Annotated in this window: 16 protein-coding genes; 7 read left to right on the plus strand and 9 right to left on the minus strand. The window is 67.2% G+C overall.

Annotated elements, in window-relative coordinates; genetic code table 11:
• Positions 1 to 3 precede the first annotated feature (3 nt).
• The 8 genes from AC2ITM_RS19035 to AC2ITM_RS19070 form a co-directional block, all read right to left on the minus strand.
• Entirely contained in the window at positions 4 to 1482 is a 1479-nt protein-coding gene (locus AC2ITM_RS19035; protein ID WP_486469999.1) for an aldehyde dehydrogenase family protein, read from the minus strand.
• Between the two features lie 20 nt (positions 1483 to 1502).
• Positions 1503 to 2219: an SDR family oxidoreductase gene (locus tag AC2ITM_RS19040; protein ID WP_486470000.1), complete on the minus strand. Its 717-nt coding sequence runs from the start codon at positions 2217 to 2219 to the stop codon at positions 1503 to 1505.
• A gap of 11 nt (positions 2220 to 2230) precedes the next feature.
• The gene (locus AC2ITM_RS19045; RefSeq protein WP_486470001.1) at positions 2231 to 3463 is read right to left on the minus strand and encodes an NAD(P)/FAD-dependent oxidoreductase; all 1233 of its coding nucleotides are present in this window, start codon (positions 3461 to 3463) and stop codon (positions 2231 to 2233) included.
• Positions 3464 to 3517: 54 nt separating this feature from the next.
• A complete protein-coding gene (locus AC2ITM_RS19050; protein WP_486470044.1) occupies positions 3518 to 4396 on the minus strand; it encodes a dihydrodipicolinate synthase family protein in 879 nt (292 codons plus the stop codon).
• 41 nt (positions 4397 to 4437) lie between these two features.
• The gene (locus tag AC2ITM_RS19055; RefSeq protein WP_486470002.1) at positions 4438 to 5109 is read right to left on the minus strand and encodes an amino acid ABC transporter permease; all 672 of its coding nucleotides are present in this window, start codon (positions 5107 to 5109) and stop codon (positions 4438 to 4440) included.
• Positions 5110 to 5122: 13 nt separating this feature from the next.
• Positions 5123 to 5788, minus strand: a complete 666-nt coding sequence (locus AC2ITM_RS19060; protein ID WP_486470003.1) for an amino acid ABC transporter permease — start codon at positions 5786 to 5788, stop codon at positions 5123 to 5125.
• Positions 5789 to 5796: 8 nt separating this feature from the next.
• Positions 5797 to 6573 (minus strand): amino acid ABC transporter ATP-binding protein, encoded by a 777-nt coding sequence (locus AC2ITM_RS19065; protein WP_486470004.1) that lies wholly within the window; start codon positions 6571 to 6573, stop codon positions 5797 to 5799.
• 69 nt (positions 6574 to 6642) lie between these two features.
• Positions 6643 to 7467 (minus strand): substrate-binding periplasmic protein, encoded by an 825-nt coding sequence (locus tag AC2ITM_RS19070; protein WP_486470005.1) that lies wholly within the window; start codon positions 7465 to 7467, stop codon positions 6643 to 6645.
• Positions 7468 to 7808: 341 nt separating this feature from the next.
• Here AC2ITM_RS19070 and AC2ITM_RS19075 point away from each other — a divergent pair, with 341 nt between their 5' ends.
• On the plus strand, positions 7809 to 9314 hold the full coding sequence (locus tag AC2ITM_RS19075) for an ABC transporter substrate-binding protein (RefSeq protein ID WP_486470006.1): 1506 nt from the start codon (positions 7809 to 7811) through the stop codon (positions 9312 to 9314).
• Between the two features lie 59 nt (positions 9315 to 9373).
• On the opposite strand, the gene AC2ITM_RS19080 is transcribed toward AC2ITM_RS19075, so the two are convergent.
• Positions 9374 to 10291: a LysR family transcriptional regulator gene (locus AC2ITM_RS19080; RefSeq protein ID WP_486470007.1), complete on the minus strand. Its 918-nt coding sequence runs from the start codon at positions 10289 to 10291 to the stop codon at positions 9374 to 9376.
• A gap of 132 nt (positions 10292 to 10423) precedes the next feature.
• Here AC2ITM_RS19080 and AC2ITM_RS19085 point away from each other — a divergent pair, with 132 nt between their 5' ends.
• Genes AC2ITM_RS19085 through AC2ITM_RS19110 form a run of 6 tightly spaced genes read left to right on the plus strand, consistent with a single transcriptional unit; the run spans position 10424 to position 19251 of the window.
• The gene (locus AC2ITM_RS19085) at positions 10424 to 11362 is read left to right on the plus strand and encodes an ABC transporter permease (RefSeq protein ID WP_486470008.1); all 939 of its coding nucleotides are present in this window, start codon (positions 10424 to 10426) and stop codon (positions 11360 to 11362) included.
• A complete protein-coding gene (locus tag AC2ITM_RS19090; RefSeq protein WP_486470009.1) occupies positions 11362 to 13119 on the plus strand; it encodes a dipeptide/oligopeptide/nickel ABC transporter permease/ATP-binding protein in 1758 nt (585 codons plus the stop codon). The genes AC2ITM_RS19085 and AC2ITM_RS19090 overlap by 1 nt, the downstream gene beginning before the upstream one ends.
• Positions 13116 to 13934, plus strand: coding sequence for an ATP-binding cassette domain-containing protein (locus AC2ITM_RS19095; protein ID WP_486470010.1), 819 nt, complete (start codon positions 13116 to 13118; stop codon positions 13932 to 13934). Before AC2ITM_RS19090 ends, AC2ITM_RS19095 begins: the two co-directional genes overlap by 4 nt.
• Positions 13935 to 13936: 2 nt before the next feature.
• On the plus strand, positions 13937 to 15730 hold the full coding sequence (locus AC2ITM_RS19100; RefSeq protein ID WP_486470011.1) for a sulfatase: 1794 nt from the start codon (positions 13937 to 13939) through the stop codon (positions 15728 to 15730).
• Between the two features lie 15 nt (positions 15731 to 15745).
• Positions 15746 to 17605 (plus strand): sulfatase-like hydrolase/transferase, encoded by a 1860-nt coding sequence (locus AC2ITM_RS19105; RefSeq protein ID WP_486470012.1) that lies wholly within the window; start codon positions 15746 to 15748, stop codon positions 17603 to 17605.
• On the plus strand, positions 17602 to 19251 hold the full coding sequence (locus AC2ITM_RS19110; protein ID WP_486470013.1) for a glycoside hydrolase family 3 protein: 1650 nt from the start codon (positions 17602 to 17604) through the stop codon (positions 19249 to 19251). Before AC2ITM_RS19105 ends, AC2ITM_RS19110 begins: the two co-directional genes overlap by 4 nt.
• Positions 19252 to 19268: the final 17 nt, after the last annotated feature.

Consider the following 19268-nt stretch of genomic DNA (forward strand, 5'->3'; position numbering starts at 1 on the left):
GGGTCAGCCTTTCAGGTACCAGCCCCAGGGACGGGCGCGGTCGAACGTCGTGATCTGCTTGGTTTCCAGATAGTTGTTCAGGCCCCAGACGCCCAGCTCGCGGCCGATGCCGGATGTCTTGTAACCGCCCCAGGGCGCCTCGGTGAAGGTCGGCTGCGAGCAGTTGATCCAGACGATACCGGCGCGGAAGGCGCGGGCCACGCGGTTCGCGCGCTCCAGATCCGCCGACATGACGGCCGCCGCCAGGCCAAAGCGCGTGTCATTGGCCAGCCTGATCGCCTCGGCCTCGTCGGTAAAGGGCCGCACGCAGACGACGGGCCCAAAGATCTCCTCGGTCCAGGCGCGGCTGTCGAGCGGCACATCGGCCAGGATCGTGGGTTCGACGTAGCAGCCCTGTTCCAGACCTGCAGGCACACCGCCGCCGCAGACCAGGCGCGCCCCGTCCGAGACCCCCTGAGTGATCGCCGCCAGAACCTTGCGATGCTGCGCCTCGTTGACCAGCGGCCCCAGCAAAACCCCGTCTTCCAGCCCGTGGCCGATGCGGATCCGGCCCGCCTCTTCGGCCAGGCGCGCCAACACCGCGTCATAGGCGCCCGCCTCGATCAGCACCCGCGAGGTGGCCGAGCAGACCTCGCCCTGGTTCCAGAAGATGCCGAACATGATCCATTCAACGGCTTCCTCGACCGGCGTGTCGGCAAAGATCACCAGGGGTGACTTGCCGCCCAGTTCCAGCGAGACGGTCTTGATGTCCTGTGCCGCCGTGGCCATGATCCGCGCCCCCGTCGGCACCGAGCCGGTGAAGGCCAGCTTGTCGACCCCGGGATGGGCGCTGAGGGCGGCCCCCGCATCCTGTCCAAAACCCGTGACGATGTTCAGCACGCCCGGAGGCAGGCCCGCCCGGGTCGCGATGTCGCCCAGTTCCAGCGCCGTCAGCGGCGTCACCTCAGAGGGTTTCAGCACCATGGTGCAGCCCGCCGCCAGCGCCGGAGCAACCTTCCAGGAGGCCATCAGCATCGGGAAGTTCCACGGGATGATGGCGCCCGCCACCCCCACCGGTTCGCGCACCGCCTTGGAGGTAAAGCCCTCCATCCCCAGGGCAATGTCGGTGCCGGTGTCGTGGTCCAGTGCCTCGGCCAGCCCGGCGTAGAAGTGGAAGACGCCGGCGGTGTCCTCGATGTCCCAGCGGGCTTCGGGCAGCGGCTTGCCATTGTCGAGCACCTCAAGCCGGGCCAGCGCCTCCGTGCGTTCGGCGATCAGATCGCCCATCCGGTGCAGAATGGCGGCGCGTTCGGCGCCGCTCATGCGCGGCCAGGGGCCGGTGTCGAAGGCCGCCCGCGCCGCGCGCACCGCCAGGTCAATGTCCGTGGCCCCGCCACGGGCCACCCGGTGAACGACGGCCCGGCACGAGGGATCGACCACGTCGAACATCTCTCCGGTTTGGGCGGGAACGAAGCGGCCGTTGATATAAAGTTGGTCTTGCATGATGAATTCCTGAAATCTGATCACATCGCCCGGGTCAGGCCGCCATCGACGCGCAGGCTTTGACCGGTGATGTAGCTGCTGTCGTCGGACAGCAGGAAGGCGGCGGCCTTGCCCTGTTCCTCGGCGCGGGCCAGGCGCTTCATCGGGGACATGTCGGCATATTTCTGCGGCAGGTCCAGGCTGTCGGTATAGCCCGGCAGGACGCAGTTGAAACGGATGTTGTCGGCCGCGTAGCGATCCGAATAGAGCTTGGCGAAGGACGACACCCCGACCCGGTAGACCGACGAGGTCGGGAACAGCAGCGAGGGTTCGAAGGCCGAAAAGGTGGTGATTGCCACGATCGCGCCGCCGCCCTGGGCCTGCATCACCGGGGTGACCAGCCGGGCCAGGCGGATGACCGGCTTCAGGACCATCTCGTTGGCGCGGTCCCAGTCCTCTTCGGGGATCTCCAGCAGATCGCCCTTGGGCGGGCCGCCGACATGGATCAGCAGCGCGTCGATGCGCCCGTAGGCATCCATCGCCAGATCAAAGGCCGCCCGGGTGTCGGCTGCGGTCTCGGCCCGGCCGCGCCACGCCACGCCGCCCAGTTCCGCCGCGAGGGTCTCGCAGCTTTCGGAAGGTGACATCAGGGTCAGCCGATAGCCGCGGGCAGCCATCTGGCGGGCCGTGGCGGCGCCGATGCCGCGGCCGCCGCCGATGATCAGGCAGCTTTTCAGGCCGGACGTGTCTTGTGCCATGAAAGGTCCTTTCAGAAACGTGTGATGCTGTAGGGTGCCATGTCGATCGCCGGAGCGCGCCCGGTGATCAGCTCTCCCATCAGGCGGGCCGCCGTGGCGGCATAGGTCAGGCCCAGATGGCCGTGCCCCGTGGAATAGAAGACCCCCGGCACCCTGCCCGAGGCCGACATGACGGGCACGGTATCGGGGAAGGCCGGACGGTGTCCCATCCATTCTTTGGTGTCCCGCAGTTGCAGCCCAGGCAGGGCCTGCTGTGCCCGCCGGACGCTCACCCGGGCGCGCCGGTAATCGGGTGGGGCATCCAGACCCGCCATCTCGACCGTGCCGCCGACGCGCAGCCCCCCTGCGGTGGGGGTCACCATAAACGCGCGGGCGGGCCAGATGATCGAATGCCCGAGGCCAATGCCCGGCTGCATGATCTGAGTGTGGTAGCCGCGTTCGGTTTCCAGCGGCATCGGCTCTCCCAGCCGCTTCGACAACTGCGCCGAAAAGGCGCCCGCCGCAATCACCAGCCGGTCGCAGGGGATCTGCCGTCCATCCGAAAGGACCACGGCACGGATCGCCTCGGCGCGGTCAAAACCCGCGACGGTGCCGGTGACATGCTGCCCGCCGCCCGCCATGAAGGCCTCGAAGACCTTGCGGACAAAGCCGTGGGGGCTGGCGACAGAGCGGTTGTCGGGGAACAGCACCGCCTTGGCGATGCCGGGGGTCAGCGCCGGTTCCAGGGCCCGCAGCGCCGCGCCATCCAGCACCTGATGATCAAAGCCGAAGCGTTCCAGGATCTCCAGGTGGTCGCGGTCGGCGGCAAATTCGGCCTCGGTGGCGTAAAGCGACAGGCAGCCTGTCTGCGTCAGATCCCCGGCAAAGCCCACCTGCTGCATCAGCGCCCGGGTGTCGGCCAGCGCACGTTCGCACAGCACCGCCCCCTGCGCCTCCAGCCGGCGCAGCACCGAAGGACGCGAGGCCATCAGGAACCGCCCCATCCAGCCCGCGAGCCGCGGCATGTAGGCCGGACGGATGCGCACCGGCCCCTCGGGATCCATCAGCCAGCCCGGCATCTGCCGCCAGACCGAGGGCCGCGAGGCCGGCATGAACTCGGTCACCGCGATCGAGGCCATATTGCCGAACGAGGCCCCCATCCCGATGCCGTCGCGATCGACGATGGTCACCTGATGGCCGTAGGACATGAGCGCATGGGCCAGCGTCACACCGATGACCCCACCGCCAATCACAACACAGCGCATGGTCTTTTCCCTTCAAGAGCGGGTCCCGCGACAGCCGCCGGACCCGGGCAGGCCTTACCAGTTGAGAATCGGCTGCATGGCCGCGCGGAAATCGGCCTTCTCGGCATCGCTCAGCGCGCCCAGCGGCATCCGGCATTCCCCCACCGGATTGCCCATCACCTCGCAGCCGTACTTGAGCTTTTGGACGAACTTGCCGCTCTCCAGGATGTTCATCGCATTGTAGAGCGTGGTCATCTGCTCGCGCGCCTTCTCCAGCTTGCCGGCGCGGAAGGTGCGATCCAGGTCGCAGACCGCGCGGCCCATGCAGTTCGCCGGCCCGCAGATCCAGCTGTCGGCCCCCCAGAGCATGAAATCGAGCGCGATGTCATCGGACCCGGAAACCAGCTGGATGCGCCCCTTGTAGCGCGTCGCGATGGTCACCGCGCGCTGCAGCACGCCCGAGCTTTCCTTGATCCCGATGATACGCGGATCATCGGCCAGCGCATCCAGCACCTGGGTCGAGATCTCGATGCCGTCCTTGGCGGGATAAGAGTAGAGGACGATGTTCATATCCGTCGCATCCAGCACGGCGCGGTAATGCGCAATCAGCTCTTCGTCGGTGGGCCTGGTGTAGAAGGGCGTGGCCAGCAGCACGGCGTGATAGCCCAGGTCCTTGGCCTGCAGGGTGTTGGCGATGACGCCCCGGGTGTGCGGCGCATTGGTGCCGGCGATCAGGGTTTCCCCGGGGGCGGCGAAATCGCGCACGAACGTCAGCACCTCGTGGCGTTCGGCGTCGCTCATCAGGTTGTATTCGCCCGAGGACCCGCAGGGCACCCAGCCCGAGACACCATCGGCCCGCAGCCCGGTCAGGTGACGGGCGAAAGCGTCGAAATCGATCTTGCCGGTGGCATCGAAGGGGGTGATCAGCGCGGGCATCACGCCCGAGAGTTGCAGGTTGTAGGTCATTGGTCTTTCCTTGCAGTAAGAGGGGGGCGTCAGATGGAGAACCGGCGCAGCAGACGGCCTTCCAGCAGTGTCACAATGCGGGTCAGCGGGAAGGCGATGAGGAAGTAGAGGCAGGCGACCACCGTCAGCACCTCGACGGGGCGGGCGGTGTTGTTCGAGATGTTCTGGCCGATGAACATCAGGTCGGCCATGCCCACGGCCGAGACCAGCGCGCTTTCCTTAAAGAGGCTGACGGCGTTCGACAGCAGCGTGGGCGCCGCTCGCAGCATGGCCTGCGGCAGGATCACGTGGCTGATCTGCACCCGCCGCGGCAGGCCAAGCGCCACACAGGCATCGTGCTGTTCGCGGCCGACGGCGCGCAGCGAGGCGCGGAAGGTTTCGGAGGTGACGGCCCCCATGTAAAGCGTCAGCGCGATGGCGGCCGAGACGAAATTCGACAGCTCGACACCCAGGATCAGCGGCAGGCAGAAGAAGATCCAGAACAGCTGGATCAGCACCGGCGTGCCACGGAAGACCTCGACATAGAGGTTGCACAGCAGCCGCAGCCAGATCAGTCGCGACGCCCGCGCCAGCCCCACCGCAAAGCCAAGCGCCGTGCCCAGCACGATGCACAGAAGCGTCATCCGCACGGTCATCCAAAGCCCCAGGGCCAGCGGAGCGGCATAGTGCAGGACGATCGGGAAATCGAAGGTAACAGGCATCACGGGGCGCTCCTTACACGGCCATGCCGCGACGCCGTTCCATCCAGCCGACCAGCTGGCTGACCGGGAAGGACACGGCAAGATAGAACAGGGCCACGACCGTAAAGGTCTCGATCGGGCGATAGGTCTGGGTGGCAAGGGTCTTGCCCTCGTACATCAGGTCCGCCACCCCCACGAGCGCCACCAGCGCGGATTGCTGGAAGATCCCGATACCGTTCGTCAGCAGCACCGGCAGCGCGTTGCGCAGCGCCTGCGGCAGAACGATGTGCAGCACCCGCTGGTGCGGCGCCAGGCCCAGGGCGATGCCGGCATCCAGATGGTCGCGCGGCACCGCCTGGATCGCGGCGCGGTAGGCTTCGGCGTTGAAGGCCGTCAGGTTCAGCCCCAGGGACAGGATGCCCATGGTCACCGGATCCCAGAAGACGTTGAACAGCATCGGCACGCAGTAGAAGAACCACACGATCTGGATGATCGCCGGGGTGCAGCGGAAGAATTCCACGAACAGCATCGCGGGCAGGCGCAGCACGCGACTGCGCCCGCTCAGCAGCAGCGCCAGCGCGAAACCCGCGACGATGCCGATGACATTGGCCGCAGCCGACAGCACAAGCGTGGTCTGAAGCCCCTCCAGCAGGGGACCCAGATGGCGCGTCACCGCGCCCAGGTCGAAGGAATACTGCATCGGGACCCTCAGGCGTTGATGTGAAAGACGCGGCTGATGAATTCGCGCGTGCGCTCTTCCTTGGGATGGCCCAGGACCTGTTCGGGCGGGCCGTCCTCGACCACCACGCCACCGGCGCAGAAAATCACCCGACTGGCGACATTGCGGGCAAACCCCATGTCATGGGTGACCATCATCATCGGCATGCCCTGCGCGGCCAGGTCCAGGATCACCTGCTCGACCTCGGCCACCAGCACCGGATCCAGCGCCGAGGTCACCTCGTCGAACAGCATCAACTGCGGATCCAGCATCAGCGCCCGCGCGATTGCCACCCGCTGTTTCTGCCCGCCCGACAGCTGCGAGGGATAGGCGTCGGCCTTGTCCGCCAGGCCAAAACGCCCGAGGACCTTCAGCGCCCGGCCGCGCGCCAGCGCCTTCGGTTCACCCTGCACCTTGCAGGGCGCCAGGATCAGGTTCTGCAGGATGCTCAGATGCGGGAACAGCGTATAGTGCTGAAAGACCATGCCGATCTTCTTGCGCTGCTCGGTGTCGATCTTCGTCTTCCCACCCGCGACCGAGATATAGGGGGCACCGGCGAATTCGATTTCGCCGCCCTGGATGTCTTCCAGGCCCATCACGATGCGCAGGAAGGTGCTTTTGCCACCCCCCGAGGGGCCGATCACCACCACCCGGTCACCGCGCTGAATGTCGACGTTCAGCCCCTGCAGCACCCGGACCCGGGGACCGTAGTTCTTTTCCAGCCCCCGGATGCGCACCAGGGCTTCTGTATCCAACTGCAATGTCATGATTTTCCCTTTTGGACAGGGGAAGGGCCGCACGCGGCCGCCCCGCCCCGGCCGTCCTGGTGACGGCGCTCACTCGGCCTTGGCGTTCAGCACCTGATCGGCGGCAGCAGCGATCAGCCTGTCGACCTCGCCGGTGGCGATGCGCTGTTCGAGGAAGATGTTGACGACACTGACATCGGAGGCCGACAGATCATGCGGCAGGCCGAAGGCCACGCCCTGCTTGGTCAGCGCGGGGGTGGGCTGCAGCGCGACGGCCCATTCGGGATTGGCCCGGGTAAACAGCATGTTGGTATCCGAGGCATCGACCAGAACGTCAGCCCGGCGCGACACCAGCGCCATGCGGGTTTCATCCGAGGACGGCAACCGCAGGATCGTCGCAGTCTTCACCGCCGCCGAGATCGCCTTGTCCTGGGCGGTGCCCGACATGACCGCCATGGTGATGCCCTTGACGTCCAGATCCGCGACCGAGACCGCATCCTTCGGGATCTTTGGGTTGCTCTTGTTGTAGACGAGCGAGATCTGGTATTCCATCGCGGGGATCGAGAACTGCACCGCCATCGCCCGCAGCGGCGTGCGGTTCAGGGCCAGCGACATGTCCCACTTGCCCGCCTGCAGACCCGCCACGATATTGTCCCAGGTGGTGTCCACGAAGGTGGCCTTGACCCCCAGTTCATCGGCGAACTGGCGGCACAGATCGGCGAAAAAGCCCGAGTATGTGCCCGAGGCCGGATCACGCATCACATAGGGCGGCGCCACAGCGGCACCGCAGCGCAGCGTGCCGCGTTCTTGCACCTTCTGCCAGTAGCTGCCCTGGTCCTGCGCCACGGCTGCCTGCCCCGTCGCCGCGACGACAAGCGCGGCCGCAAGTCCCGCGCAGAATTTCTTCAAAGTCATGATGACACTCCCTGGTTCGATCTGTCGTCGATTCTTGTCGATGTTATGTCGACAAGAAGGACACTGCCGCCGCGCCCTCGCGCCGTCAAAAGAAATCGACACTGTGCCGACAAAATGTCGTCACACGCCTGTTGCCTCGCCCACATCGCCGGGCAACCCGGCACGGGGCCAGAACAGGCGGGGCCAAAACAGGCGAAGGCAGGGCAGCAGGACCCCAGCCCCGATAGTGATCACTTTCCCTTATCTGTTTAGGTCAAAAATTCATTTCTCCTTATTTCTTGGGGATGCTAGCCCGAAGACGTCCCGACCGGAGGAGGCCTGGGCACATGGGAGGAATGGACATGAGACTTGCTCTTGCCGTGGCGCTTGGCGTCGCGCTTGGCACGACCGCGCTGACGCCGCTGCGGGCCGAAGTCACCAATGATGCCGACACGCTGGTGCTGGCCGCGCGGATCGACAACAACAGCTTCGACCGCGCCGAGCTGATGGTCGCCAACCAGATCCAGTACTGGCAGCCGGTCTTCGACACCCTGCTGGCGACCGCGCCCGATGGCACGCTGCAGCCGAACCTCGCCACAGCCTGGAGCTATTCCGACGGCAACCGCGCCCTGACGCTGCAGCTGCGCACCGGCGTCCACTTTACCGACGGCACCCCCTTTGATGCAGCCGCCGTGCAGGCGAACCTGGAATACCTGGCCAAGGGCAACGGGCAAAACAGCTACATGGCGCGCTCGATCAGCGGCTATGACATCCTCTCGGACCACGAGATCCGGCTGGAGCTGAGCGCCCCCGATCCGGCGCTGCTGTCGAACCTGGGTCTGGTGGCGGGCGCCATGGCCAGCCCCAAAAGCCTAGGGGCGCCGGGATCGGATGTGACGCCGGTGGGATCGGGGCCCTACATCCTTGATGCCAAGGAAACCACCCAGGGCGCGCAATATGTCTACGACCGCAATCCCGACTACTGGAATGCCGCCGCCTATCCCTACAACCGCGTCGTGATCACACCGATCACCGACAACGTGGCCCGCGTCAATGCGGTGCTGGCAGGCCAGGCCGACGGCACCATCGCCAACACGCGCGCCGTCAAGCAGGCGGAAAGCGCCGGGCTGAAGGTGCACCACGGCGACGTCAACTGGGCCGGGATCATCCTGGCGGACCGCGACGGCAAGGTCGCCCCGCCGCTGAAGGACGTGCGGGTGCGCCAGGCGCTGAACATGGCCTTCGACGAGGCCTCGATCCTGAAATACGTCGATCTGGGCTATGGTCGGCTGAGCGACCAGATCTTTCCGAAGGGCAGCGAGGCCTACGACCCGGCGCTGGACGACTATTACGCCTACGACCCCGCCAAGGCCAAGAAACTGCTGGCCGAGGCAGGCTATCCGAACGGCTTTGATCTGGTCTTTCCCGACATCCGGCCCTTTGCATCCTTCTATCCGATCGTCACCAAGCAGCTGGCCGACATCGGCATCAAGGCCACCTTCGAGGGCCTGCCGCCGGGCAGTGCGATCCCGGTGATCCGGTCCGGCAAATATGCGGCCTATGTCTTTACCTTTGCCGGCCATGACGCCTGGACCGACATCCAGCAGCACCTGACCAAGGACGCCGGCTGGAACGCCTTCCACTACGACGATCCGAAGCTGGATGCGCTGATCCACACCGCGCAATATGCCACCGGAGAAGAGCAGGTGGCAGATTTCCAGGCGATCAACCGTTACGTGGTGGAAAATGCCTTCTTCGTGCCCTGGTACCGGCAGGACACGATCTATCTGACCGGCGCCGACACCGATGTGTCGATGCAGTTCGGCAACGACGTGCCCTTCCTGCAAAGCTATCACCCGGCCAAGTGACCCCAAGCCCCTGCGCCGGCACGGCCCGTCCCCACCCCGGGGGCGGGCCGTTTCGCATCTCAGGGCAGGCGGGCAAAGCGTTCAACGCACAGCTGATGGAAGCGCTGCATCAGCGGCCAGCCCGACAGCTCTTCCCGGTGGATCAGCCCCAGCGGGATCAGACGCCGCCGCAGCGTCACCGGCACCGCCACCAGCCGCGGCGCCGATACCGCCAGGATCGCCAGATCCGACAGCACGCTCAGGCTGTCGCTGCGCTGCAGGGTCGTCAGCACCGTCAGCAGGTTCGAGCTGCGCATCCAGACATTGGGCTCGCGGCCGAATTTCTCCCAGATCGAATGGTCTGAATCGTCGGCATAAAGCGCCATCTCGGAATAGACGATCCAGGGGTAATCGAGCAGGCAGGCCTCGGCGGCGGGCGTGCCGTCCAGCTGGTCGAAGATCGGGTGCCCCTCGCGGGCGGTCAGCTGCACGGTGATATCGGTCAGCCGGTGATGCACCACGTTGGGATGCGCCCGCCGGTCGATCTGCGTGCCCCCCAGAATGGCATCCAGCCGGCCTTCCTCCAAATCCGCCAGCGCGCTTTCCTCGCGCAGCGGAGAGATCTCCAGCAGCAGGTTCGGATAGTCCTGCCGCATCGCCTCGAAGACCGGTGCCAGCACCCCTGAGCGCCAGATCGGCCCGACCCCCAGCCGCATCGCCACCCGCTGTTCGGCGGGATCGGCCAGCAGTTCGCCCTGGGCGATGTTCCAGAACCGGTCCAGCCGCCGGGCGTTGATCAGAACCCTTTCGCCAAAGGGCGTGGGCCGCACGCCGCGCGCATGGCGTTCCAGCAGCGGGCGGCCGAAATCGGCCTCCAGGATGGCGATCGAGCGCGACAGGGCCGGCTGCGTCAGCCCCAGACGGCCCGAGGCCCGGTGCATGCTGCCCTCTTCGACGATGGCCATGAAGCGAAACAGATGGGTGAACTTGTCCAGCATCCGAGCGATCAATTTCCCTAATACCTAACCATAGTTTTTTCATTTTTTCATCAGGTCGGCAACTGTTAACCTGAGCACAGGAGGACCGCCCGCGCGAGGAGGCGCGGCGGTCTCATTGGGAGGACTGAAGAGATGCTAGCCTATGTGCTGAAGCGCGCCGGTTTCGGCGTGGCGCTTCTGGCCGTGATGTCGACCGTCACGTTCGTTCTGGTTTTCGGAGGCACCCACAGGGTGGCCGCCAACATCCTGGGCGATACCGCATCGAATGCCGATATCGCGGCCCTGTCGGCCAAGCTGGGGATCGACCGGCCGCTGGTGGTGCAATATGGCGACTGGCTGTCGCATGCGCTGCGCGGCGATCTGGGCCAGGCCTGGACCACCACCGGTTCCGTGACCCAGATCCTGGCCACCCGCCTGCCCGTCACCCTGTCGATCGTCACCGCGGCCGTGCTGCTGATGGCGGTCGTGGCCTCGCTTCTGGGGATCACGGCGGCGGTCCGGGGCGGCTGGGCCGACCGGGTCATCCAGCTGGTCAGCGTCGTGGGCTTTGCGATCCCGAACTTCTGGCTGGGCCTGATGCTGGTGGTCTTCTTCGCCCTTGATCTGCGCTGGCTGCCGGCGACGGGCTATGTGCGTTTCAGCTCCAGTTGGTTCGGCTGGATGGCCTCGGTGACACTGCCGGTGGCGGCGCTGCTGCTGTCGGGCATTGCCTCGGCCAGCCAGCAGATCCGCGGCGCGGTGATGGATGCGCTGCGTCAGGACTATGTGCGCACGCTGATGGCCCGCGGGGTTCGGATGCGCTCGATCCTGTACCGCCATGCGCTGCGCAACGCGCTGCCGGCGGCGCTGACGGTGCTGTCGGTGCAGTTCGTGGCCCTGCTGGGTGGCGCGGCCATCATCGAGCGCGTCTTCGCCATTCCCGGCCTGGGAGAACTGACCGTGCGTTCCGCCATCGTCGGCGACGTGCCGGTGCTGATGGGGATCGTCGTGGCGATGATCCTTGTCGTGATCCTGGTCAACATGCTCATCGACGTGCTGAACGCATGGGCCAATCCGAAGGTACGTCCCTGATGTCCGCAGTCTCGATCCCGCCCGTGTCGAAATCCCTGCCCCGCGCGTCCTTCGCCGCCTCGGTGCTGCGCAACCCCACCGGCCTGGTGGCCGCCGTGGTGCTGACGCTGATCGTGCTGGTGGCGCTGCTGGCGCCCTGGCTGGCCCCGCATGACCCCACCGACGTGCAGATCTTCAAGGTCAACGCCCCCCCGGATGCCGAATTCCTGCTGGGCGGCGACGGTTCGGGGCGCGACATCCTCTCGAGGCTGATCTGGGGCACCCGCAGCACGCTGGCGGGGGCGCTGATCGTGGTCGCCGTCTCGGGGTGCATCGGCGTCACGGGCGGCCTGTTCGCGGGCTATTACGGACGCGCCTTCGACGTCGTCTCCAGCTGGGTCGCGGACGGGCTGATGGCGCTGCCGGCCATCATCGTGCTGCTGGCGCTGTTCCAGGCGCTCGGGTCGTCGATGGCGCTGTCGATGGCGGTCTTCGGGGTCATGCTGTCGCCGGGCTTCTTCCGGCTGACCCGCAGCCTGGTGCGCGCTGTCCGGCACGAGCTTTACATCGACGCCGCACGGGTCTCGGGGCTGAGCGATCTGCGCATCATCCTGCGCCACGTGCTGCTGGTGATCCGGGCGCCGGTGGTGATCCAGGCCTCGATCGTGGCGGGCATCGCCATCGTCATCCAGGCCGGGCTGGAATTCCTGGGCCTGGGCGACAGCAGCCGGCCGACCTGGGGTGGCATGCTGCAGGACGCCTTCGACAACCTTTACGTGGCGCCCCTGTCACTGTACTGGCCCGGGCTGGCCATCGCCTTCACCGTCGCCTCGCTGGTGCTGCTGGCCAATGCCATCCGCGACCGGATGCAGCTGGGCGAGGCCGCGCCGCAATCGAGCCGCCTGCCGATGCCGACCCTTCCGGCCCTGGACGGCACCCCCGCCGATCCCGATGCCCTGCTGGAGGTCCGCAACCTGGTCGTCGGCTATCCCGGCCATGACGCATGGAAACCGGTGGTGCAGGATGTCTCGTTCCGTCTGCGCCGCGGAGAGATCTTCGGCATCGTCGGCGAAAGCGGCTCGGGCAAGACGCAATCGGCCTTCGCGGTGCTGGGCCTGCTGTCGGCCGGGGGCAAGGTTCTGTCGGGCTCGATCCGCTTCGACGGGCAGGAGCTGACACAGCTGACGCCCGCCCAGCGTCACGCCCTGCGCGGTGGCCGCATCGCCTATATCCCGCAGGAACCGATGTCGAACCTCGACCCCTGCTTCCGCATCGGCTTCCAGCTGGTCGAACCGATGATGAGCGTGCTGGGCATTTCCCGCGCCGAGGCCAGGACCCGCGCCATCGCCCTGCTGGACCGGGTCGGCATCCGCAACCCAGAACATGTCTTCAACGCCTGGCCGCACCAGATCTCGGGCGGGATGGCGCAACGGGTGCTGATCGCGGGGGCGGTGTCGTGCAAGCCCGACCTGCTGATCGCGGATGAACCCACCACCGCCCTGGACGTGACCGTTCAGGCCGAGGTTCTGGACCTGCTGCGCGACCTGCAGGCCGAATACGGCATGAGCATCATCATCGTGACCCACAACTTCGGCGTCGTCGCCGACATGTGCGACACCGTGGCGGTGATGAAGTCGGGCACCCTGGTCGAGACCAGCGAGGTCCGCCAGCTCTTCTCGGCGCCGCGCCATGCCTACACGCAGATGCTGCTGTCCTCCGTGTTGGAGGACACCACCACCCGCACCTACGCCCCCCCCGCCGAGGAGATCCTGGCATGACCATCGCGCCGCTTCTGCACTGCCGGGACGTGAACACCTTCTTCGGCCCCCTGCATGTCCTGCGGGACGTCAGCCTCGATATCCGCCCCGGCGAGACCGTGGGCCTGGTGGGCGAGAGCGGATCGGGCAAGACCACCATCGGGCGCGCGATCCTGGGCATCGGCCGGGTGTCCTCGGGGCAGATCCTGTTCCGCGGCGCGGATATCGCCCAGCTGCCGCCGCGGGCCCGCAAGGGCGAGGCCGCGCGTATCCAGGCGGTGTTCCAGGATCCCTACACCTCGCTCAATCCGGCGATGACGATCGAGGACATCCTGACCGAACCCGTCGTCGCCCGCGGCCTGGCCTCGGTGTCCGAGGCCCGCGGACAGGTGCGCCATCTGCTGGACCAGGTGGCCCTGCCGGCCGATGCCGCGCATCGCTATCCGCGTGAATTCTCGGGCGGGCAGCGCCAGCGGGTGGCCATCGCGCGGGCGCTGGCACTGAAGCCCCGGCTGATCGTCTGCGACGAGCCGGTCTCGGCGCTGGACCTGTCGAACCAGGCGCGGGTGCTGGACCTGTTCATCGAGCTGCAGAAGGAAACCGGCGTCGCCTATCTGTTCGTCAGCCATGACCTGGCGGTGGTGCGCCACATCTCGCATCGCGTCGCGGTGATGCGCCGCGGCGAGATCGTCGAATTCGGCGAGGCCGACCAGGTGACCGCCCGCCCCGCGCATCCCTATACGCAGCGGCTGCTGCTGGCGGCGCCCGTCGCCGATCCGGTGCGCCAGGCCGAACGCCGCGCCGCTTTCCGCGCCATGACCCCCGAGGAAGCCTGAACATGCGTGCCATCATCGTCATGTATGACAGCCTGAACCGCCGGATGCTGCCCCCCTGGGGGGCGCCGGTCGCACAGGCGCCGAACTTTGCCCGCCTGGCCGACCGTGCCGTCACCTTCGACACCTGCTATGCGGGCTCGATGCCCTGCATGCCGGCGCGGCGGGAAATGCACACCGGGCGCTACAACTTCCTGCACCGCTCCTGGGGGCCGCTGGAACCCTTCGACGACAGCGTGCCGCAGATGCTGAAGACGGCGGGCATCTACACCCATCTGATCACCGACCACCAGCATTACTGGGAAGACGGCGGCGCCACCTATCACAACCGCTTCGCCTCCTACGAATTCGTCCGTGGCCAGGAGGGCGATCTGTGGAAGGCCGACGTGGCGGCCTCGGACCCGGCCCGCCTGACCGAGATCGGCCCCAGGATGCGCCGCCAGGACCACATCAACCGCGCAGCGCTGGCGCAGGCGGGCGCGCATCCCCAGCAATCGGTCTTCGACCTGGGGCTGGCCTTTCTGGACACCAATGCCGCAGCCGACGACTGGCTGCTGCAGATCGAGACCTTCGACCCGCACGAGCCCTTCCATTCCACCCCGCGCCACATGGCGCGCTATCCCGATCCCGAAGGCGGCGATCCGGCCTTTGACTGGCCGCCCTATGCCCGCGTCACCGAGGACCCCGCGACCGAAACCGTGGCGCGCAACCGCTACCTGTCGCTGCTGGCCATGTGCGACGAAAACCTGGGCCGGGTCCTCGACGCGATGGATACCCATCGGATGTGGGACGACACCGCGCTGATCGTCTGCACCGATCACGGCTATATGCTGGGCGAAAAGGGCTGGTGGGGCAAGTCGGTGCAGCCCTGGTATGACGAGACGATCCACACGCCGCTCTTTGTCTGGGACCCCCGGCTGGGCCAGGCCGGGACACGCCGCAGCGCCCTGGTGCAGACCATCGACCTGGGGCCGACCCTGCTGGAGCTGTTCCGGCAGCCCCTGACCCCCGACATGCAGGGCCGCCCGCTGCGCCCGGTGATCGAGGCCGACACGCCGCTGCGTCAGGGCGCATTGTTCGGCGCGCACGGCGGCCATGTCAGCGTCACCGACGGCCGCCATGTCTACATGCGGGCCCCGGTGCGGGCCGACAACGGGCCGCTTTTCGACTACACCCTGATGCCGGTGCACATGCGCGCCATGGCCTCTCCGGCCGAGTTGCAGTCGGCCACGCTGGCGCCGCCCTTCGGCTTCACCAAGCAGGTGCCGGTTCTGAAGGTGCCGGCCTGGGCGGGTGGCAGTGCCCATGGCCATGGCACGCTGCTGTTCGACCTGCAGCAGGATCCCGAACAGCTGTCCCCGCTGGACGATCCGGCGCTGGAACTGCGCATGGCGCAGCTGCTGCTCGATCTGATGCGCGCCACCGACGCCCCGGACGAGCAATACGAGCGCCTGGGCCTGCCGGTCCGGGGCCCGGTTGCCCAGGCGCATCTTCTGGTCGCCTGCCAGGCCCCCCAGGCCCCCCAGGCCGCCTTGGCCCGGATGCCGGCGGTGCGCCGCGATGCCTTCCCCGAAGGCGCCATCGTGCGCAGCCTGCCCGTGGCCCGGCTGCTGGACGATGCGGAAACCGCGGCCCTGCTGCTGGCACTGTTGCCGGTGCTGGGCCAGCCCACCCTGCGCCCCTACATCGGCCACAAGACGGTGATCGAGGTCGCAACCATGCAGCCCGGCACCGGATTTCAGGCTCTTTCCGATCTGGAACAAAGGCTTGCGCCCCTGTGGGCCAGCAGCCCCGCCTAAGCTGGAGACCCGAAGATGAGACCCAACATCCTGTGCCTCGTCAGCGAGGACTGTCCGCCGCGTCTTGGCGCCTATGGCGATGCGCAGGCCAGCACGCCGCATCTGGATGCACTGGCGGCGCGGGGCGTGACCTTCGATGCCGCCTGTGCCGTGTCGCCGGTCTGCGCCCCGTCGCGCTTTGCCCTGCTGACCGGACGCTTTCCCGAAAGCGTGCCGCCGGCACAACAGATGACCGCCTGGGGCCAGATGCCCGACGCGATCACGACCTATCCGCAGATGATGCGGGCGGCGGGCTATTACTGCACCAACAACTCGAAGACCCATTACAACGTCGATCTGCCGGATCCGACGGCGCTGTGGGATGCCTGCAGCGGCGCCGCCCATTGGATCGACCGCGCCCCCGGCCAGCCCTTTCTGGCGGTCTTCAACTGCATGCTGACCCATGAGGGGCGGATCTTCGATCCGCTCGAGGGGCCCGCGCGGCCCGATCAGATGCGCCTGCCCGCCCATCTGCCGGATCTGCCCGAACTGCGCGAGGACCTGGCACGCTACTACAACCGCATCGCCCAGATGGATGCCTGGATGGGCGAGCGCCTGGCCGAGCTGGAGGCCGCCGGCCTGACCGAGGACACCATCGTGATCTACCATTCCGATCATGCCGCACCGCTGCCACGCTCAAAGCGGTTCTGCTATGACGACGGGCTGCGGGTGCCGCTGATCGTGCATCTGCCACAGCGCTGGCGCCACCTGCTGCCCGAAGCGCCCGGCAGCCGGATCGCCACGCCGGTGTCGCTGGTCGACCTGTTGCAGACGCTGGCGGTGATCGCCGGGGTCACCGCGCCTGCGGGGGTGCAGGGGCAGCCCTTCCTTGGACCGGAACGCGGCCGGCGGCGCCATGCGCCCTCGGGGCGGGACCGGATGGATGCGCGCTATGACCTGACACGCAGCCTGCGCGGCCCGCGCTATCGCTACATCCGCAACTATGCGCCGCACCGCCCCTGGGGGCAGTATTATTCCTACGCCTGGCTGGCGGCGGGCTATCGTGCCTACGAGGCCGCGCACCTGGCCGGTGGCCTGTCCCCCCTGCAGGACCGCTTCTGGGGCCAAAAGCCCGCGGAAGAGCTGTACGACATGCAGGCCGATCCCGACGCGCTGCACAACCTGGCCTGTGACCCCGACCATTCGGAAACGCTGCGCGGGATGCGCGCCGCGCTGGATGAGCACATGATCGGGATCCACGACTGTGGCCTGATCCCCGAACGTTCGCCCGCCGAGGCCCAGCCGATGCGCGACGATCCCGCGATCTACCCGCTGCCACGGGTACTGGCCCTGGCCAACCTGGCCATCACCCGCGATCCCGCCCATATCCCTGTCTTCCTGCGGGCCCTGACCAAGGCCTCGCCGGTGCTGCGTTACTGGGGCGCGCAGGGATTGCTGATCCTGGCCGCCCATGGCTGCGCCATGCCTGCGGCCCTGGACATCCTGCCCGAGGCCGAAACCGATCCCGACACCCGCATCGCCCTGCTGGAGGCCCTGGGCCATGCCGGTCAGGACCGCATGGCCGTGACCGCCCTGACCGCCCTTGCCACCACCGACCAGCCGCTCTGGCAGCGACTGAAGGCCTTCAGCGCCCTTTCGGCGCTGCCCCTGCACCCCGAAATCAGCCGCGCCACCGCCGCCGCCGGCGCCGCAGAGCCCGGCCAGTACATCCGCGGCGCCGCAGGCTATCTGCTGCACCAGCTCGACGGCAGCTACACCCCCGACGCGCCGATCTTTTCCTACGACCTGTTCCTCAAGCACATGGACGGCCACTCGGGCATCGGCCCGCAGAGCTTTCCCCTGCGCCACAGCTTCCGGAAGGCCCATGCCGAATGACACCTGACTTCAGCCACCTGACCCGCCCGCCCTTCAGCCTTTCGCCCGAGGACATCGCCTGGGTCGAGGCCACCTTTCACGCCCTTGATGACGCGGGCAAGGTGGGCCAGCTTTTCAACATGCTGTCGCGCGGCGACGAGCCGGGCGAGGCCGAGATGTTCCGCCGTTTCCGGCCCGGCGGCATCACCCGCTATTTCCTGGATGACGCGCAGGCCGAACGCGCCCGGCTGGCCCAGCTGCAATCCGAAGCCCAGATCCCCCTGCTGGTCTCGGCTGACCTGGAAGGCAGCCGGATGAGCCTGCCTTTCGGCACCCAGGTCCCGAACCCGCTGGCGCTGGCCGCCATCGACGACCTTGCGGTGACCGAAGCGGTCAGCCGGGTCATGGCGGAAGAGGCCCGCGCCATCGGCGTCAACTGGTCCTTTACCCCGGTCCTCGACATCAATGCCAAGACCCGCAGTCCGATCGTCGCCACCCGCAGCTACGGCAACGACCCGGCGCGGATCGCCCGCCATGCGCTGACCCAGATCCGCATCTTCCAGCAGGCGGGGCTGGCCGCCACCGCCAAGCACTGGCCCGGCGAAGGCCATGACGACCGCGACCAGCATCTGGTGACCACGATCAATCCGCTGTCGATGGCCGATTGGCAGGCCAGCCACGGCCACCTCTACCGCCGGGCCATCGACGATGGCGTACTGGCGGTGATGTCGGCCCATATCGCGCTGCCGGCCTATGCCCTGTCGCAGGGCGCCCGTGGCGCCGATGTCTACCTACCTGCCTCACTGTCGCCGCTGCTGACCACCCGCCTGCTGCGCGAGGAAATGGGCTTTAACGGGATCATCGTTTCGGATGCCTCGGAAATGGCGGGACTGACCGCCGTCACCGCCGCCACCCCTGCCAAGGCCGAGATCCTGCGTGCCGGCAACGACATGATCCTGTTCTCGAACGATCCGGAGCGGCATTTCGATGCCGTGCTGCAGGCCATGCGCAGCGGCGAAATCCCCGCCGTCCGCTTTGCCGATGCCCTGAGCCGCGTGCTGGGGCTGAAGGCCAGGCTGGGCCTGCACCGCCATGAGGCCCTGCCGCCGATCCCGCCGCGCCGCGATGCGGAAATGGCCGAACTGCTGCACCGCGCGCCGGTGCTGGAAAAGGACGTGGCGCAACAGCTGCCGATTGCGCCCGACACCCACCGCCGCGTTCTGGTGATCGCGCCGGGCATCGTTGAACCCTTGTGGAACACCAGCTTTGCCCCCGCCTTCCCCGATCTGCTGGCCGCCGAGGGGTTCGAGGTCACCACCCATCCCATCGGCCAGGCCTTCGACCCTGCGGACTATGACCTGGTGATCTATGCCTTCACCGAGGAAACTCTGCTGACGCGAGGGCGGATCTTCCTGGATTGGGCCAGGCTGGGCGGCGGGATGCGCGGCGCGATGCAACGCGCCTGGCACCAGGTGCCCACGATCATGATCAGCTTCGGCTATCCCTACTATCTTTACGACGCGCCGCGCGTGCCCACCTACATCAACGCCTTCGCGACGATGGACGGCATGCAGCAGGCGGTGATCGACCTGTTGCTGGGCCGCGGTGAATGGAACCGCAACAGCCCCGTCGATGCCTTCGATGGCGCCCCCGATGCCCATTTCTGACCTTTCGCTGACCCCAG

Source organism: Pseudooceanicola sp. NS-SX9, assembly GCF_057380705.1.

What these genes read in the sequence shown, in the direction of transcription:
- AC2ITM_RS19035 (WP_486469999.1), bottom strand. Translation starts at nt 1,482, where the DNA reads ATGCAAGACCAACTTTATATCAACGGCCGCTTCGTTCCCGCCCAAACC.
- AC2ITM_RS19040 (WP_486470000.1), bottom strand. Translation starts at nt 2,219, where the DNA reads ATGGCACAAGACACGTCCGGCCTGAAAAGCTGCCTGATCATCGGCGGC.
- AC2ITM_RS19045 (WP_486470001.1), bottom strand. Translation starts at nt 3,463, where the DNA reads ATGCGCTGTGTTGTGATTGGCGGTGGGGTCATCGGTGTGACGCTGGCC.
- AC2ITM_RS19055 (WP_486470002.1), bottom strand. Translation starts at nt 5,109, where the DNA reads ATGCCTGTTACCTTCGATTTCCCGATCGTCCTGCACTATGCCGCTCCG.
- AC2ITM_RS19060 (WP_486470003.1), bottom strand. Translation starts at nt 5,788, where the DNA reads ATGCAGTATTCCTTCGACCTGGGCGCGGTGACGCGCCATCTGGGTCCC.
- AC2ITM_RS19065 (WP_486470004.1), bottom strand. Translation starts at nt 6,573, where the DNA reads ATGACATTGCAGTTGGATACAGAAGCCCTGGTGCGCATCCGGGGGCTG.
- AC2ITM_RS19070 (WP_486470005.1), bottom strand. Translation starts at nt 7,467, where the DNA reads ATGACTTTGAAGAAATTCTGCGCGGGACTTGCGGCCGCGCTTGTCGTC.
- AC2ITM_RS19075 (WP_486470006.1), top strand. Translation starts at nt 7,809, where the DNA reads ATGAGACTTGCTCTTGCCGTGGCGCTTGGCGTCGCGCTTGGCACGACC.
- AC2ITM_RS19080 (WP_486470007.1), bottom strand. Translation starts at nt 10,291, where the DNA reads ATGCTGGACAAGTTCACCCATCTGTTTCGCTTCATGGCCATCGTCGAA.
- AC2ITM_RS19085 (WP_486470008.1), top strand. Translation starts at nt 10,424, where the DNA reads ATGCTAGCCTATGTGCTGAAGCGCGCCGGTTTCGGCGTGGCGCTTCTG.
- AC2ITM_RS19090 (WP_486470009.1), top strand. Translation starts at nt 11,362, where the DNA reads ATGTCCGCAGTCTCGATCCCGCCCGTGTCGAAATCCCTGCCCCGCGCG.
- AC2ITM_RS19095 (WP_486470010.1), top strand. Translation starts at nt 13,116, where the DNA reads ATGACCATCGCGCCGCTTCTGCACTGCCGGGACGTGAACACCTTCTTC.
- AC2ITM_RS19100 (WP_486470011.1), top strand. Translation starts at nt 13,937, where the DNA reads ATGCGTGCCATCATCGTCATGTATGACAGCCTGAACCGCCGGATGCTG.
- AC2ITM_RS19105 (WP_486470012.1), top strand. Translation starts at nt 15,746, where the DNA reads ATGAGACCCAACATCCTGTGCCTCGTCAGCGAGGACTGTCCGCCGCGT.
- AC2ITM_RS19110 (WP_486470013.1), top strand. Translation starts at nt 17,602, where the DNA reads ATGACACCTGACTTCAGCCACCTGACCCGCCCGCCCTTCAGCCTTTCG.